Source organism: Rhodococcus yunnanensis NBRC 103083 (genome assembly GCF_001895005.1).
Lineage (GTDB): Bacteria > Actinomycetota > Actinomycetes > Mycobacteriales > Mycobacteriaceae > Rhodococcoides > Rhodococcoides yunnanense.
In genome coordinates, this window is the sequence record NZ_BCXH01000009.1 from 1 (window position 1) to 15,719 (window position 15,719).

Below are 15,719 nucleotides of genomic sequence, written 5' to 3' on the forward strand. Positions count from 1 at the left end.
AGAGTGAGCGAGGGCGACATTCGGTCACCTTAAAGTGTGCGAATGTCACATTCGGTCACCCCAAAGTGAGCGAATGGCACACCCAGTCACTCAGAGTGTGCGAGGGCGACATCCGGTCACCTCAGACTGAGCGAATGTCACATCCGGTCACCTCAGAGTGAGCGAATGGCACACCCAGTCACTCAGAGTGTGCGAGGGCGACATTCGGTCACCCCAAAGCGAGCGAAGGTGACATCCGGTCACCCCCAAAGCGAGCGAAGGTGACATTCGGTCCACCCCCCCCGAGGTGTTCACACCGTCGGCGCGGTTTTCTTGCCCGCGAGACCGCGCCAGGCGAGGTTTTCGAGCAGATCGGCAGCGGCGTCGACCTCGATTTCGCCACCGGCGACGCGGTCGGCGACGGCTTCACCGGCTCCGACGAGGGCGACGGCCATCAGTGCGAAATTCTGGCCCGGATCGGGGTCTTTGGTGCTCATTTCGAGCAGGCCCGCGGTGAGTTCGATCAACCGATCACGGCTGCTCTGGACCTGCGAGGCGAAGGCCGTCTGACCGATCGCCTGGCGGTACAGCACCATCCACGATTTCCGGTGTTCACCGACGAATCCGAGGAACCCGAGAAGTGCGCTGCGCAGCTGTTCGCGCGGGGTCAGCAACGGATCCGCGGCGGGTGTCATGGCTTCGACGAATTTGACGCCTTCGCGGTGGATGCAGGCGGCGAACAGTTCGTCCTTGGATCCGTAGTAGAGGTACAGCATGGGCTTGGAGATCGCAGCCTTCTTGGCGATCGCGTCCATCGATGTCTCGTGGAACCCGTTGTCGGAGAAGACATCGACCGCCGCGTCGAGCATCTGCTGCTCACGGACGGCACGGGGCAATCTTTTGGTGCCTCCAGCCATCTGTCCTCCAAACCGATGTCGAACACACGATCTTACTCCACGGTAAGGACGCCGGAGGCGGCAACGGAAATCTAGCAGGCGCCTTTGAACCGCGCGACTGTGGCAGCCGACGCGTCGACCTGCGCAGCTGGCAGCCTGCCGGTGGCGACGGCATCTTCGAGATTGTCGAGAACCTGCGGCACGTCGTCGGTCGTCAGCCACAGTGCAACGTCCGCGCCTGCCACCAGAGCCGCTTCGACGGCCGCGACGATTCCGAGCCGATCGGTGATCGCGGCCATGCCACTGAGATCGTCGGTGAAGATCGGTCCCGTGAACCGCGCGGCGCCGTAGCCGACGCCCTCGCGCAGCAACGACATCGCTGCAGGGCTGATGCTCGCCGGCACACCCGGATCCGTCAGTCCCGGCACGTCCAGATGCCCGACCATGATTCCCACACCCGTCTGCGACAGCGCGTTGTACGGAAGCAGATCGGATTGCCTGAGTTGCTCGATGGGAGGCGTCGTGACCGCACCTGTGTGCGAGTCGCCCGAGCCCGATCCATGACCGGGGAAATGCTTGAGGACCGGTTGGATACCTGCATCGCGCAGTCCCTGTGCGTAGGCACCGGCATACGCGATCACCTCCTTCGGATCGGAGGAGTAGGAACGGTCACCGATCACCGAGTCGTCGGGCTGGCTGCTGACATCGACGACCGGTGCGTAATCGACCGTCACCCCGAGATCCTTCAGACCGAGGCCACGTTCGAGAGCCATCTGGTACGTCTCGTCGACGCTCATCGTCTGGGCCGTCTCGCGAGCCGACGGGTCGGTTCCCAGCAGGTCTTCGACGCGGGAGACCCTGCCGCCCTCTTCGTCGATCGTCACCATCGGCGGCACCTGCGCTGCCTCGTCGATCTGGGGTACTTCACCGTTGGCCAGCGTCGACGAATCGGTCCAGCTACCGATGAAGATGCCGCCTACCTGTTCGCGTTCCATGATGTCGACGGCGTCCGCGGTTCCGGTGACGCCGACGGTCAACAATTGGGCGAGCCGTTGCCGCTCGGTGAGCGTTCCGACGAAGCTCGCACAGGCGTCCACCGGGGGCGGAGGCAGTTCCGTCGTCGCCTGGGTGGTCGGTGCGGCAGCGGAGGTGGCTACCGGAGCCGCCTCGGGAGCCTTGCTACTGCACCCAGCGATGAACCCGACCCCCAACACCACGGCGAGGACGGGAACGGGCGAACGGAACTTCATCATGATGCTCGACCGTAGCCGACTGCCAACGTCCGCGAAATCGAGGCGCCTGGGACTAACCTAGGACAAAAGCGACATCAGGAGGGACTTTCGATGCCTGCAGACCTCATACTCATCGCCTACGACGGGTCCGACAACGCCAAGCGAGCCATCGAGTACGCCGGCCGATTCCTGACGACGCATCGTGCCGTCGTCGTCACGGCATGGGAGCCGATGGTCCGTCAGGCAGCCCGCATGTCGGGGCTCTCCGGCGTCATGCAGCCGGAATGGGTTCCCGACGACACAGCCGAGGACGTAGCGCTGACCGACGCCAAGGTCACCAACAACGAGGGCGTCGCGCTCGCCGAACTGGCGGGCCTCGACGTGGAAGGCCACTGCGCCGAATGTACGACGGCAATATGGAGCGCCATCGTCGAGAAGGCCGACGACGTGAACGCCGACATCATCGTCACCGGCACCCGCGGCACCACCGGACTTCGTTCCTTACTCCAGAGTTCGGTCGCCGATCATGTGCTGCGCCACAGCCACCGGCCGGTCTTGATCGTTCCGCCCGGCAAGTAGGGCGCGTGCACCCTGGCGCCGCGGCCTTCGGGTGATACCGTGATCCGCGCGCGGGGATTGCCGGCCGTCGCACCGTGAGTCCTTGTCGACGAAAGTGGAGAACCGAGATGAAGTTCGCTGTCCCGGGAGTTGTTGCTGCGGTAGTCGGCGCGGTATTGGGTGCAGGCGTCGTGTTCGGAGTGACTGCGGCCGCGGCGGAGAACACTCGCCCCGACATCGACCGTTCCGGAAACGCCGATTCCTCGTTGTTGAACCAGGTTGAGTACGGCAGCCGCTGACGCTCCCGCATCGATCTCCACCGAACCACTCGGTCGTAGGTGGCTGCTCGGCGTCTCCGCCCTGGCGTTCGTTCTCACTTTTCTGCAGATTCCCGGATACACCGTTGCAGACACCAAGTACGACCTGACCCAGAATCCTCTCGGTTTTCTGGCTCGTGCGTCGCATCAGTGGACATCTCAGGCACCGCTCGGCCAGGTGCAGAACCAGGCCTACGGCTACTTCTTCCCGCACGGAGCGTTCTTCGCGCTCGGTGACGTTCTGTCGATTCCGCCGTGGGTGACGCAGCGCATCTGGTGGGCTCTGCTGCTGATCGCCGGGTTCTGGGGCATCGTCCGGCTCGCCGAGGCTCTCGGAATCGGCAGCCGCAGTTCACGGATCATCGCCGCGTGCGCGTTCGCTCTTTCCCCCCGCGTCATCACCACGCTGGCGTCGATCTCCTCGGAGACGATGCCGATGATGCTGGCGCCGTGGGTGCTGATTCCCATCGTCCGCGCTTTCCAGAGCGAGTCACCGCCGCTTCGCCGACTCGCCGCCCAGTCCGCGCTCGCCGTCGCTCTGATGGGTGCGGTCAATGCGGTCGCCACCGCCGCGGCCTGCCTCGTCGGGGTGATCTGGGTGCTGTGTCACCGACCGAACAGACGCTGGGTCGTCTTCTCCGGCTGGTGGGCCGGGTTCCTCGTGCTCGCGACGCTGTGGTGGATGGTTCCGCTTCTGCTTCTCGGGCGCGTCAGTCCGCCGTTCCTCGACTACATCGAATCCTCGGGTACCACGACGCAGTGGGCGTCGCTGGCGGAAATCCTTCGCGGAACCTCCAGTTGGACCCCGTTCGTCTCACCCGAGCGCGTGGCGGGCGCAGTCCTGGTCACCCAGCCGGCCGCCGTCGTCGCTACCGGGGTCATCGCGGCAGCCGGTATCGCCGGATTGGCCATGCGATCGATGCCTGCGCGCGGACGCCTCACGATCATGCTCTTCGTCGGCATCCTCGGGCTGACGGCGGGATATGTCGGCGAGCTCGGCTCACCGGTCGCCGACACGGTCCGCATGTTCCTCGACACCGCAGGCGCTCCGCTGCGCAACGTCCACAAACTCGAGCCCGTCGTTCGAATTCCGTTGGTGCTCGGTCTGGCTCACCTTCTGGCACAAGTTCCGCTACCCGGTTCGGTGCCCGCAGCCCGATGGCGTCGGGCCATCGCACACCCGGAGCGCGAGAAGATGACGGCCGTCGCCGGTCTCGTGCTCGTCGCTCTGACGTTCTCGACCTCGCTCGCATGGACCGGCAAGCTCGCCCCTCGGGGAGCATACGAATCCATCCCGGACTACTGGCACGACGCCGCGGACTGGCTCACCGATCACGCGTCGGGATCATCGCCCGACGGGTCCGACGCCGAACGCGCGCTCGTCGTCCCCGGTGCGCCTTTCGCACTGCAGACGTGGGGCCTCACGCGCGACGAACCGTTGCAGGCGCTCGCGACCACTCCCTGGGCTGTTCGTGATTCGGTTCCACTGACCCCGCCCGGCGCCATTCGCGCACTGGATTCGGTGCAACGACTCATCGCCGACGGCACCCCCTCGCTCGGGCTTGCCGATACGTTGCGGGGGCAGGGAATCGGGTACGTCGTGGTGCGCAACGATCTCGAACCAGAGACGTCACGATCGACGCGTCCGGTGCAGGTTCACGCCGCACTCGACGGCTCCCCCGGCCTCACGCGCGTCGCCGAGTTCGGCAAGGAGATCACGACCGGCACGGTGGAGGGCTTCACCGTCGACGGTGATCTCCGACCGTCGTATCCCCCCGTCGAGATTTACGCCGTCGAATCGACTGCGTCGGTGTCCGGCCCGTACACCGTCGACCTCGATCGAGTCCCGTTCGTGCAGGGTGGACCGGAATCGCTGCAGCGCTTGAATTCCCAGCGGAACGCCGGCGTTCCGGACCCGGTTCCCGCCGGGCCAGTGCTGCTCGCGTCCGACGCTGCAGCCGCGGGGATCGACGTCGACAAGGTCACGGTGACGGACACTCCGATGAATCGGGAGACCGATTTCGGGCAGGTCGACAACCACAGTTCGGCGTTGCGCTCGGTCGACGAGCCGAGGCGTTCGCTCAACGACGTCGCCGATTATCCGCTCTACGGCGCCGACACCGTGAACGGCGAATGGGAAGGCGCCCGTATCACCGCGTCGAGTTCGGCGTCGGATTCCACCCAGATCGGCGGCACCAAACCGGGCAGTGGCGTCGCCGCCGTGGTCGACGGTGACCTGGCCACGGGCTGGGTGTCCAACGGCATCGAAAGCGCGGTCGGACAATGGATACAGCTCGACTTCGACACACCGGTGCGCGACGGCCTGCTCCACCTACGTACCAGCCCCGGCACCATCGGGGATCCGGTGAAATGGCTCGAGATCACCACCCCCAACGGAAGCACTGCAGCACGGATCGACAAACCGGGCGATCCGATCACGGTCTCGCTTCCGGGCGGTTCGACGCCGTGGCTGCGCGTGACGGCCAAGTCGACGGTCGATGGAACGAGGGGAAGCCAGTTCGGGATCAGCGAACTCTCGGTCGAGGACTATTCGAATCGTGATGCGCCCCAGCAGGTATCGATCGTCCACCGGGCCGTACTGCCCGCCGTACACGACGGCGCCGAGGTCACGGCATGGGAGCTCGGCCAGGAATTCCCCGGCCGGCCAGGATGCCTCGACACCGCCGATCGCATCCGCTGCAGCAGCGGACTGTCGCAGGCACCGGAGGAACTCGGTAGATTCTCCCGAACACTGTCGGTGCCCGAAGGTACCGCCGTGCTTCCCGAACTGACCTTGCGGACCCGGCAGAGCCCGGAGCTGGAAGCTCTTCTGTCCCAACCGGGAAGGCCGTCGGCGCGCGGTGCCTCGGACGTCGGCGATCTGCACGGGTCGGCGTTCGCGGCCACCGACGGCGACGAGCGCACCTCGTGGACCGCGCCGGAGAAGAGCATTCGGTCGCAGGCGGGGACACAACCGACACTGACCATCGATCTGCCCGAGCCGACACTCGTCGACGGCCTCACGTTGACACCGAGCCTCGGCACCTTGCCCGCCCACCCGACGACCGTCGCCGTCAATCTGGGCGGCGGACCGCAGGTTCGCGAGGTCGACGCCGACGGCGCGACGACCGTCGAGCTCGAACCACGGGTGACGAGCCGCATCGTGCTCTCGCTCGTCGACTGGAAGGACGTGCTGGACAAGAATTCGCTCGGATTCGTTCTCCCCCAACCTCCCGGCCTCGCCGAGGTGACGGTTCTCTCCGGCGGGCGCGAGGTCGGAACTCCGCTGGACGAGAGCCGCGAAATCACCGTCGGATGCGACGTCGGCCCGGTCGTCTCGATCGCAGGCCAGACCGTCCGCGCATCGGTGACCGCGACGGCTGCGCAGTTCCGCTCGGGCGAGCCGCTGCAGGCGACGCTGTGCGAGGGCATCTTTCCCGTGCCGAACGAGACTCTGAACCCGATAGCACTGCCCCACGGCGAGCAGGACGTCGTCGTAGATCCTGGTGCTGCGTTCTTCGTCGACGGAATTCGGTTGCGCACCATGCCTGTTCCTGCGCTCAGTGCGACCAGCTCGGCACCCGTCGCCGCGTCGACCACCGCATGGACTGCCGACCACCGCGAGATCGACATCGGCGAGGCGGCGACGGATCAGCTACTGGTGGTGCCGGAGAGCAACAACATCGGTTGGGTGGCAACGGCGTCCGACGGGACGGAGCTGAAGCCGGTCGTCGTGAACGGGTGGCAGCAGGGATGGGTCGTGCCCGCGGGAACCACGGGGACCGTCACACTCGATTTCCCGTCGGACACGTGGTACCGGCTCGGGATATTCGGCGGCCTGCTTCTGCTGATTCCGTTGACGTTCTTCGTGTTCCGTCGCAGTAGGCCGACCGGCGACCCGGCTCCGCGCGCATGGCGAGCGAGCGTGCTCGGATGGGTCGCGCTCGCGGCGGCGTCGTTCGTCGTCGCGGGCATCGCCGGAATCGTGGTCACCGCCGCCGTTGGCTCGATCGCCCGCGTCGCAGCGCACCGATACGGGCCTGCCGCCGAGGCCCGGGTTCTCGTCGGTACCGCAGGAACTGCGACCCTCCTCGCGATGGCCCTGCTGTCCAAGGGACCCTGGCGCGCAGCCGACGGATACGTGGGCCATTCCTACCTGATCCAGCTGGCGGCACTGATCGCGCTGGTCGCGGTGGGCGTGGGTGCCCTACGGACCCGTACGTGAGGGGTCAGGCCCGGCCGTTACCCATGCGCTCACGGGTGCGGAGCGCACGCCGCGACGGCTCCTCCACGAGCGCATAACTGGCGGCCGCGACGGGAATCGACAGCGCGGTGGTCACACACAGCACCAGCACGAAATGCCCGGAGAACGGGATGATGCCGAACACCGGGAACACCATCGCAAGTATCACCAGGTGCCAGATGAAGATTCCGTACGACCAGCGGCCGAGAGCAAGTGTCACCGGATGCTCGAGAATCCGGTGACGGTGCGTGTCGGCCAACACGAGCGGCGCCAACAGTGCGAACGCGAGAATCGCGCCGAGCACGATCTTCACCTCGAACTGCCACGCCGCCGGACGCACCAGACCCTGTGGGCCGGCAAGGGCCGTCGCCGACAATGCGAATGCCACGATCGCGATCGCCGCGCACAGTGCCCGACGCGCGGCGAGCCGGTGGGCCCATGTCTCCTCGCTCGTCGAGTACTCCGCCAACAACATTCCTGCCGCGAACCAGGCGAAGTAACCCGGGAGCCAGTTGTCGTGATGGATCGCATCGGGCGTCGGTACCGGTACGAACGCCCAACACAGACTCGCTGCCGCCACCACGAACAACAGCGGCCGCCGCGCGCGTGCGGCGGCGCCGCGCAGGCGCAGCATCAGAAACGCGAACACGGGGAGAAGCAGGTAGAACGACACCTCGACCGACAGAGACCACATCTGCGTCATGCCCTCGGTCAACGTCAACGGCATGAACACCTGTGACAGCGACAGATTGGCCACCCACACCCGCCAACTGCTGCCGGTGTTCGGCAGGAACAACAGCACGAGCGTCACGACGACCCAGTAGGCGGGGAGAATGCGCACCGCCCTCGACCACAGGTATCGCAGCACCGGCTGAGCCTGCCCGAGCCCGCGCGCCTGGGCGGCGTGCGGTCGCCACAGCAGAAACCCCGACAACGCGAAGAACAGCGCGACGGTGAGGTCGAACCGACCCCAGATTCGGCCCATGATCGGTGAACTCGCCACGCCGGTCTGAAAAGCCACGTGCGTGACGATGATCCCGAGAGCCGCGAACGCGCGCATCCCTTCGAGCGACGGTATGAAGCCACGAAGCGGCACGACGGCGCGCGGCAAGGCCTCGATCGATGTGTTCATCGTCGACCAGTACAGCATCCTGGTCGCTTCATGGTGAATGTCGACCATCCTCGGGCGTGCCCGAGACTGCGCGACGTGATCACTGTTACTGTCACCAGCGACGTGGCGATTCCAATCGGACACTCCAGGTCGAGGTTTCGATTCTCCTCGACTTGTCGGGGGTGGAAGCAGGGGCGCGCCGGGACTTAAGACTAAGGAGATTCTCACATGGCGGAGCGCTCAGGGCCGAGCCGGATTCTCGCCCTCGCACTCGTTGGTTTGGGCGCATTCCTGCTGGTTGCGGCAATTCTCATTCCCACTTATACCGTCTCTCGCCTCGAGAAGACGCCGCTCGATCTGGAAGTCACGACGGTATCGACCGGCTCCGGCAGCGTGTTGAACGCGGCGTCGTTGGCGGCCGGCCGCGCACAGGTCGACGAGAACGTCCCCCTGGTGTCGCAGCGATTCGTCACCGTCGAGGATCCGTCCAACGCGGACGAGATGACATTGCAGGCCGGACAGACGCTGCGCCGCAGTGACAAACAGGGCGACACCGGCCTCCTCACCGCGAGCGTCGACCGCGTCACCATCGACCGCGTCAGCTCGCTTCCCGTGGAGGATCCCATCGGAACCATCCAGGTGCAGGGCGACAAGCCGGCCGAGGAAGTCCGCCACACCGGATTGCAGTACAAGTTCCCGTTCGGAGCCGAGCAGACCAGTTACCCGTTCTTCGATATCAATGCACGCGCATCGAAGGACATCGACTTCGTCGAGGAGACGGAGATCAACGGCACCAAGGTGTACAAGTACGAGCAGACGGTCGGTCCCGTCGACCTGGCCTCGGTGGTCAACATTCCGACCAACAGGGTCACACTGCCTGCCTCGACGTGGGGCGTCGAGGGCGGCGCAGACCCGGTCACGATGACTCGCTGGTACGAGAACAAGCGCACCGTGTGGGTCGAGCCGGAGACCGGCGTCATCGTCAAGGGTGAAGAGCAGGTGCACCAGTACTACTCGCGCACGGCGGGCACGTCCGAGGTCGACGTGCTCAACGCACCGATCACGTTCGACGAGAACACTGTCGAGTACCAGATCCAGCAGGCCAAGGACGGTCAGGACACGCTCTCGCTGTTCGGTCGCACAGTGCCGATCATCGCGGCCGTTCTCGGTGTCATCGCGCTGATCGCCGGCATCATCCTCGGCGTGCGCGGCGGAAACGGCCCTCGTCGGCCGGCCACCACCGGCGGACCTCGCGAGACGGACGGCGGCGGCGGATACGCAGCTCCCACCGAACCACGAGGCCGCGACTGGACGACGGATCAGACCGAGGTCATCCCACGCACGAATCTCTCCAAGGACTGATCACGAACAACCCCGGATGGCGCGGGGCGAGTGAATTTCACTCGCCCCGCGCCATCCGGTTTTCGTAGGACCGACGACTCTCACGCCTGCAGTCTCAAGCCCGGGTCAGAGCCACGACGCTCATCACGACGGCGCAGGCAGAGGCAACCGATGCCGCGACGACGACGAACTGCAGCACCGTCGAGGCCACCGTCAGCAGCAGCACGACCTCGACGGCCAGACCGATCCACCCGATCATCGCCAGCCGAGTTCTGTTGCCCGCGATGGCCCACAGCATTCCGCTCTGCACCACCGCGAGAGCCGCGCCCTGCAACGCGAAGATCCACACATAGCCCTGCACCGGCGCGTATGCCTCCCCGACGACGACCGGCAACAGCGGCGCAGCCACGGCGCAGCCGGCGACCAGCACCGCGCCGATTCCGGCCACCACGGCCAGCGCCGACCGGACAGCAGAGGCCGATTGCGCAGGATTCGCCATCCGCGGATACAGCACGACGCCGACGGCCTGAGGCAGCCAGAACGCCGCCTTCGTCGCAACGGCGCCGAGTGCGTACAAGCCTGCTTGTTCGGCGTCGAGCAGCGCCTTGGCGAGCACGAGATCGACTGCGGACAACCCGATCAGCGCCAACTGGACCTGCGACGCCCCGAGAACGGACGCGACGCTGAGCGTGGTCGTCGAGTGGCCCGGTGTCGCATCGGTTGCGAGCCGCGCCCCGATCGCCACCAACGCCGTCCCGACGGCGCTCGCCGCCAACACGATCCCCGGCCCGCCGCCGAACGCCAGTACGACGACCGCGGGTGCGACCTTGCCGACTCCGGCCGCGGCGAGAACGACACTCAGCCTGCCGAATCGAGCTGTGCCCTGCAGCAATCCCTGCTCCGTCGCGAGGAGCACCAGCACCGGTGCGACGACGAGCGCCGACGCGGTCGCCAGTACCCCGGTGTCCAGCGCGAAGGCCACGGCAGGCGCGAGCAGGAGTGCCAGCACCGCGACCACCGCGGCGGATCGGTATCCGAGAGTACGAAGTTCGGCGCTTCCCCGGCCGCGCACCACCTCACGCGCGACGACCGACTGCACGGCGAGCGCCGGAACAGCCAGCACGAGTTGAGCTGCGAGAAGGCTGGCGAACTCGCCGTACCCCGTGACGCCGAGCAACCGACTGGCGGGCAAGTGGAGGAGGTACGAGGCGGCGTTGGCAGCCATCGAACCGGCCGTGACCATCGTCATGCCCGCGACCGCCGAGGTACTGACGGTGCGAGACGGCATGTAGGACACGGTATAGGGTCCCGTGGGTGGTGTGGACGCAGCGCGGCCGGACGGTCGCACCGGCAGCGTTCAGCCTGATCCTCGCGCTCGCGATTCTCGGTCCCCTGCTCGGGCCCGGTTACCTCCTGCTGCGCGACGCCGTCAGCACACCCCGCTCGTACCTGACCGACGCCGCGCTCGGCACCACCGATGCTGCGGCCCGTGCCGTCCCGCAGGATGCATTCGTGGCGGCGGCCTCGACCGTCGTCGACGGCGGCATCGTCGTCAAAGCGATTCTGCTGCTGGCGCTCTGGTTCGCCGGCTGGGGAGCCGCGAGGATGGCCCGCGCTGTGCTCCCGTCGTCGGGCACGCCTGCGCTGCTGACCGCCTCGGCGGTGGCGATCTGGAACCCCTACGTCGCCGAGCGGCTGCTGCAGGGGCATTGGAGCCTGCTGGTCGGGTACGCGGCTCTGCCGTGGACGGTCACCGCGGCGCTCACGCTCGTACGCACCGGCCGGTGGGCTCCGCTCGCGGTGTGTCTCGCGGTTGCCGGTCTCACGCCGACCGGTGTGCTGCTGTGCGGATTCGCCGCCGGTGTATGCGTGGCCTGTGTACGCGTGGCCGGCTCGGCCCGCAGACTTTCGATCGCGTTCGCGCTCACCGCCGCCGCGTCCCTGCCGTGGCTGGTCGCGACGGCGGTCTCGGGCGGCGGCGCAGTGGGCACCGACCCGGCCGGAGTCGCAGCGTTCGCCGCGCGAGCCGAACCGGGACTCGGGACGATCGGCAGCCTCGCGGGCCTCGGCGGAATCTGGAACGCCGACGCGGTACCGACGACGAGGACGTCGCTGTTCGCCGTCGTCGGCACAGTGCTGCTGCTGGCCGTCGTCGCGCTCGGAATCGTTCCGCTCTGGCGTCGCCGGCGACATCCCGTCGTTCTCGCGCTCGGTTCGATCGCCGTCGTCGCTGTCGTCGGTCCTGCGCTCGGGGCGACCGCGCTCGGTCTGCGGCTCGGCGAATGGGCGGCGACGGACGTGCCGGGGGCAGGGCTGCTGCGCGACAGCCAGAAGTGGGTCGCGCTCGCCATGCCGTTCTACGCGCTCGCCGCGGCGGCAGGCGTCACCTGGGCCGGTGTGAAACTGCGCAACGCGTGGTTGCCTGCGGTCGCAGCGATCCTGGCAGTGGTGATCGCGCTTCCCGACCTGGTGTGGGGCGTCGCAGGGCAGTTGGAACCCGTCGAGTATCCGTCGTCGTGGGCATCGGTCGCCGCCGAACTGGACGGCCGGAGCGGCGATGTCGCGGTTCTACCCGCGGGGACGTTTCGGCTCTTTCCGTACAGCGGCGACGTGCCCGTGCTCGACCCGGCGCCGCGCATGCTCCCGCTCGACGTGCTGCAGACAGGCGAACTCGTCGTCGCGGGCGGGACCGTTCGCGGTGAAGGGGCGCGCGCCGAAGCCGTCGAAGCGGTCCTGTCGGCGGGCGGTGCGGCCGATCGTCTCACCGAGCTCGGCGTCGGCTGGGTCCTGGTGGAACGTACGACGCCGGGGCAGCTCGGCGATTCGCAGGCGACTCTCGACCAGCTGGAGCCGGTGTTCGCCGACGACGAGTTGGCGCTCTACCGGGTCCCCGGCGACCCGGCGGATCAGGGATCGGGACAGGGTTCGGGACACGACTGGGCCGTGGGCGCAGCGCACATCGTCTGGATCGCGATGGTTGTCGGCGGGCTCGGCGTCCTCGCCTATCGCCGAATCGGCTGAGGCAGCGCCTGCGACACCAGCCCCGACACGTGGGATCCCGACACCGATGCCTCCAGCACGCTGTGCACCTCGTTCGCGCACTGTTCCCACGAGAATTCGCGGGCACGGACCCGCGCCTTCTCACCCAGGTCGTCGCGTACCTCGGCGTCGAGCAGCAGCCCGGCGATGGCGTCGGTCAGCGCCGGCACGTCGCGGTCACGGCCTTCGGAACCGACGAGCAGGCCCGTCACGCCGTCGATGATCGAGTCGGTGAGTCCCTTGGAACTGCGGTATCCGACCGTCGGCACACCGTGCTGGGCCGCCTCGACGACCGCCAGCCCCCAACCCTCCTTGCGCGAGGGCATCACGTGCACCCAGGAACGTCCGAGCAGCTCGTGTTTGCGCCGCTCGTCGACGTGTCCGTGGAAGGTCACCGCGTCGGGAATGCCGAGCTCGTCGACGCGGTCTCGCAGATTCTCTTCCCACCAGCCGCCGCCGATGACGTCGAGATGGAGGTTCGGAATGCGCAGCCGCAATGCGGCGACGGCAGCGAGGGCGTCCTCGATCTGCTTGTGCGGCACCAGGCGTGAGAGCACGGACAGCGACGGGTGCGCCGACCTGACGTCCTCGGGCGTGGTCGCGGGTAGGGCGTCCACACCGTTGCGTACGACGGCCACGCGGCCGCGGTCCACCCCGAGCGTGACCAGCTCGTCCGCCGACGGCAGCGACACCGTCAGGTACTGGTTGCGGCGGTGCACCCGCGGCGACACCGCACTTTCGAGCCACCAGCCGAGCTTCGCCATCAGCGGACCTGCCACGGGCCACTGTTCGCGGTGGCAATGGTGGACCAGCAGGGTCACCGGAGCACCCGAGACCAGACGCGAGAAGAAGGGAATGCCGTTCTGCGTGTCGACCACCGCGTCGGGCCTGATGCCGCGGAGAGGACCGAATCCGACGCGGCCTGCCAGAATCGCGGCCAACGCGCGGGGGTAGACGCCCAGCCGCCCGCCCGCCCGACTGATGCGAATGCCGTCGACCCATTCTTCCGCCGGAGCACCCGGATACGATGCCGTCCGCAGCGTCACCTTGACACCCAGCCTCGCCAGGCCCGCACCGACCTGCTCCAGATAACGCTCACTACCGCCCCCCTGTGGATGGCCGGTATCGCGCCAGCACAGCAACAACACCTCGCGCACAGAATCCGTCCCCCATCGCGGCCGTGTACATGAACTTCGAAGACACCTTAGCGGTTCGCCCAGCCCCGCGACGGGCCGACATGGCGCCCTCGCCTAGTCTTCTTGCTCGTGCGCACAGTCCGGAACGTCACCAGGCTGTTCGCCGCGCGTGCGACGCTCGGCCGCTCGGTGAGCCTGCTCCGCGATTTCGGGCACGAACAGTCCGCCCCCGACATCTTCTACGGTGCACTCGCTCGGGACTCCGTCGAGCTGATCGGCGACCTCTACAAGGGCCTGACCGGCGACGAGTTGCAGGGTCGCGTCGTAATGGACGTCGGCGGCGGGCCCGGGTACTTCGCCCAGGTGTTCCTGGGCCGCGGAGCTCGCTACATCCCGGTCGAGCCCGATGCGTCCGAGATGCACGCCGCAGGGTTGACGGTGCACGGCAGTGTGCGGGGTTCGGGAATGGCGCTGCCCTTCCTCGACGACAGCGTCGACATCTGCTTCTCGTCCAACGTCGCCGAGCACGTTCGCGAACCGTGGACGATGGCCGAGGAAATGCTTCGCGTCACCAAGCCGGGCGGGTTGATGGTGTTGTCGTACACGCTGTGGCTGAGCCCGTTCGGCGGCCACGAAACCCGGCCGTGGCACTACCTCGGTGGCAAGTACGCCGCGGCGCGATACCTGCGCACGCACGGTCGTCCACCGAAGAATCTGTTCGGGGAATCGCTCTTCGACATCGGTGCTGCCGACGGATTACGGTGGGCGCGAAGCACTTCCGGTGGCACTCTGCTCGCGGCTTTCCCGCGTTATCACCCACGCTGGGCGTGGTGGCTCATCCGCATCCCCGGTGTGCGTGAACTACTCGCCAGCAATCTCGTGGTGGTTCTGCGCGCTCGGTGAACCGGGAAGCTACGTTGGAACGATGACAGCGCTCGCATTGGACATCGGGGGAACGAAGATGACCGCGGCGGTCGTCGGCCACGACGGACGCCCAGGCGAGGCACTGGCAGTCCCGACGCCGGAGAGCGACGTCTGGAATGCCTGCTCCGAACTTCTCGATGCGGTGGCCGTCGGCTCCGACGTCGACAGGATCGGCATCGCATGCGCAGGCCCGGTGGACACGCTCGCCGGCTCCGTCGCACCCATCAACATTCCGGAGTGGAAGAACGGATTCGGCCTCGCCGACGCGGTTCGGCAACAGTTCCCCGACGCCTCGACGTCCATCGCGATGGACGGCGGGTGCGCGGCGCTCGGTGAGCACAAGTTCGGCGCAGCTCGCGGAGTCGACGACGTCCTCAGCCTCGTCGTGTCGACCGGTATCGGCGGCGGCCTGGTACTCGGCGGCGAGATCGTGCACGGCAGGAGCGGTAATGCGGGGCACATCGGGCACATGGTCGTCCCCGGTTCGACGACGCCTTGTACGTGCGGCGGCCTCGGCTGCGTGGAGACCGTGTCGAGCGGGCCGTCGGCGGTGCGCTGGGCGCAGGAGCAGGGGTGGCTCGGGTCCACCGGCGCCGAGCTGGCCAAGTCCGCCCAGGAAGGTGACGTCGTCGCGATCACGACGTTGCAGCGAGCGGGCGTCGCTCTCGGCCAGGCGATTGCGTCGGCGGCAGCCCTGGTCGATGTGAACCTCGTCGTCATCGGTGGTGGGTTCGCGCAGGCAGGCCCGCCGCTGTGGGATCCGATCCAGGAGTCCGCCGCGCTGCATGCGCGTCTGAAGTTCTTGGTCGGCCTGGAGATCGTGCCTGCCGAACTCGGTGCGGTGGGGACGCTGACGGGGGCGGCCGTGCTTGCGACGTCGCCTCCCAGCTGAGGTCGTTTCGCACGCTCCACGCACACCTTCCCAATTTCTGTAACGTGTTCT

12 protein-coding genes are annotated in these 15,719 nt (G+C 67.3%); 7 read left to right on the plus strand and 5 right to left on the minus strand.

Annotation, left to right across the window (positions count from 1 at the left end):
• Positions 1–290: 290 nt before the first annotated feature.
• Both RY1_RS15540 and RY1_RS15545 read right to left on the minus strand, forming a co-directional pair.
• Complete coding sequence (locus RY1_RS15540) at positions 291–896, minus strand: TetR/AcrR family transcriptional regulator (protein ID WP_072804620.1); 606 nt, start codon at positions 894–896, stop codon at positions 291–293.
• Positions 897–967: 71 nt separating this feature from the next.
• Positions 968–2,125: a glycoside hydrolase family 3 N-terminal domain-containing protein gene (locus tag RY1_RS15545; RefSeq protein WP_072804884.1), complete on the minus strand. Its 1,158-nt coding sequence runs from the start codon at positions 2,123–2,125 to the stop codon at positions 968–970.
• 93 nt (positions 2,126–2,218) lie between these two features.
• Between RY1_RS15545 and RY1_RS15550 the strand changes: the two genes are divergently transcribed.
• The 3 genes from RY1_RS15550 (at position 2,219) to RY1_RS15560 (ending at position 7,207) form a co-directional block, all read left to right on the plus strand.
• Positions 2,219–2,686, plus strand: a complete 468-nt coding sequence (locus RY1_RS15550) for a universal stress protein (protein ID WP_072804622.1) — start codon at positions 2,219–2,221, stop codon at positions 2,684–2,686.
• A gap of 107 nt (positions 2,687–2,793) precedes the next feature.
• A complete protein-coding gene (locus RY1_RS15555) occupies positions 2,794–2,964 on the plus strand; it encodes a DUF2613 domain-containing protein (protein WP_072804623.1) in 171 nt (56 codons plus the stop codon).
• Complete coding sequence (locus tag RY1_RS15560; RefSeq protein WP_084727463.1) at positions 2,945–7,207, plus strand: alpha-(1->3)-arabinofuranosyltransferase; 4,263 nt, start codon at positions 2,945–2,947, stop codon at positions 7,205–7,207. The genes RY1_RS15555 and RY1_RS15560 overlap by 20 nt, the downstream gene beginning before the upstream one ends.
• 4 nt (positions 7,208–7,211) lie before the next feature.
• On the opposite strand, the gene RY1_RS15565 is transcribed toward RY1_RS15560, so the two are convergent.
• Positions 7,212–8,357: an acyltransferase family protein gene (locus tag RY1_RS15565; protein ID WP_072804887.1), complete on the minus strand. Its 1,146-nt coding sequence runs from the start codon at positions 8,355–8,357 to the stop codon at positions 7,212–7,214.
• 207 nt (positions 8,358–8,564) lie between these two features.
• Here RY1_RS15565 and pgfA point away from each other — a divergent pair, with 207 nt between their 5' ends.
• Positions 8,565–9,698 (plus strand): cell envelope lipid trafficking protein PgfA, encoded by a 1,134-nt coding sequence (gene pgfA, locus RY1_RS15570; RefSeq protein ID WP_072804625.1) that lies wholly within the window; start codon positions 8,565–8,567, stop codon positions 9,696–9,698.
• 94 nt (positions 9,699–9,792) lie between these two features.
• Here the strand turns inward: pgfA and RY1_RS15575 are convergent, their stop codons facing one another.
• Positions 9,793–10,965: a polysaccharide biosynthesis protein gene (locus RY1_RS15575; protein ID WP_072804626.1), complete on the minus strand. Its 1,173-nt coding sequence runs from the start codon at positions 10,963–10,965 to the stop codon at positions 9,793–9,795.
• A 29-nt stretch (positions 10,966–10,994) separates the two neighbouring features.
• Between RY1_RS15575 and RY1_RS15580 the strand changes: the two genes are divergently transcribed.
• The gene (locus tag RY1_RS15580; RefSeq protein ID WP_371829481.1) at positions 10,995–12,698 is read left to right on the plus strand and encodes an MmpA family trehalose lipid delivery protein; all 1,704 of its coding nucleotides are present in this window, start codon (positions 10,995–10,997) and stop codon (positions 12,696–12,698) included.
• On the opposite strand, the gene RY1_RS15585 is transcribed toward RY1_RS15580, so the two are convergent.
• Complete coding sequence (locus RY1_RS15585) at positions 12,680–13,873, minus strand: glycosyltransferase family 4 protein (RefSeq protein WP_072804629.1); 1,194 nt, start codon at positions 13,871–13,873, stop codon at positions 12,680–12,682. The two genes, RY1_RS15580 and RY1_RS15585, sit on opposite strands and share 19 nt — an antisense overlap.
• A 108-nt stretch (positions 13,874–13,981) precedes the next feature.
• Here RY1_RS15585 and RY1_RS15590 point away from each other — a divergent pair, with 108 nt between their 5' ends.
• Positions 13,982–14,755, plus strand: coding sequence for a class I SAM-dependent methyltransferase (locus RY1_RS15590; protein ID WP_139279873.1), 774 nt, complete (start codon positions 13,982–13,984; stop codon positions 14,753–14,755).
• A 22-nt stretch (positions 14,756–14,777) separates the two neighbouring features.
• Positions 14,778–15,668 carry an ROK family protein gene (locus RY1_RS15595; RefSeq protein ID WP_072804632.1) on the plus strand — a complete coding sequence of 297 codons (891 nt, stop codon included), beginning with the start codon at positions 14,778–14,780 and terminating at the stop codon, positions 15,666–15,668.
• The last annotated feature ends 51 nt before the right edge of the window (positions 15,669–15,719 follow it).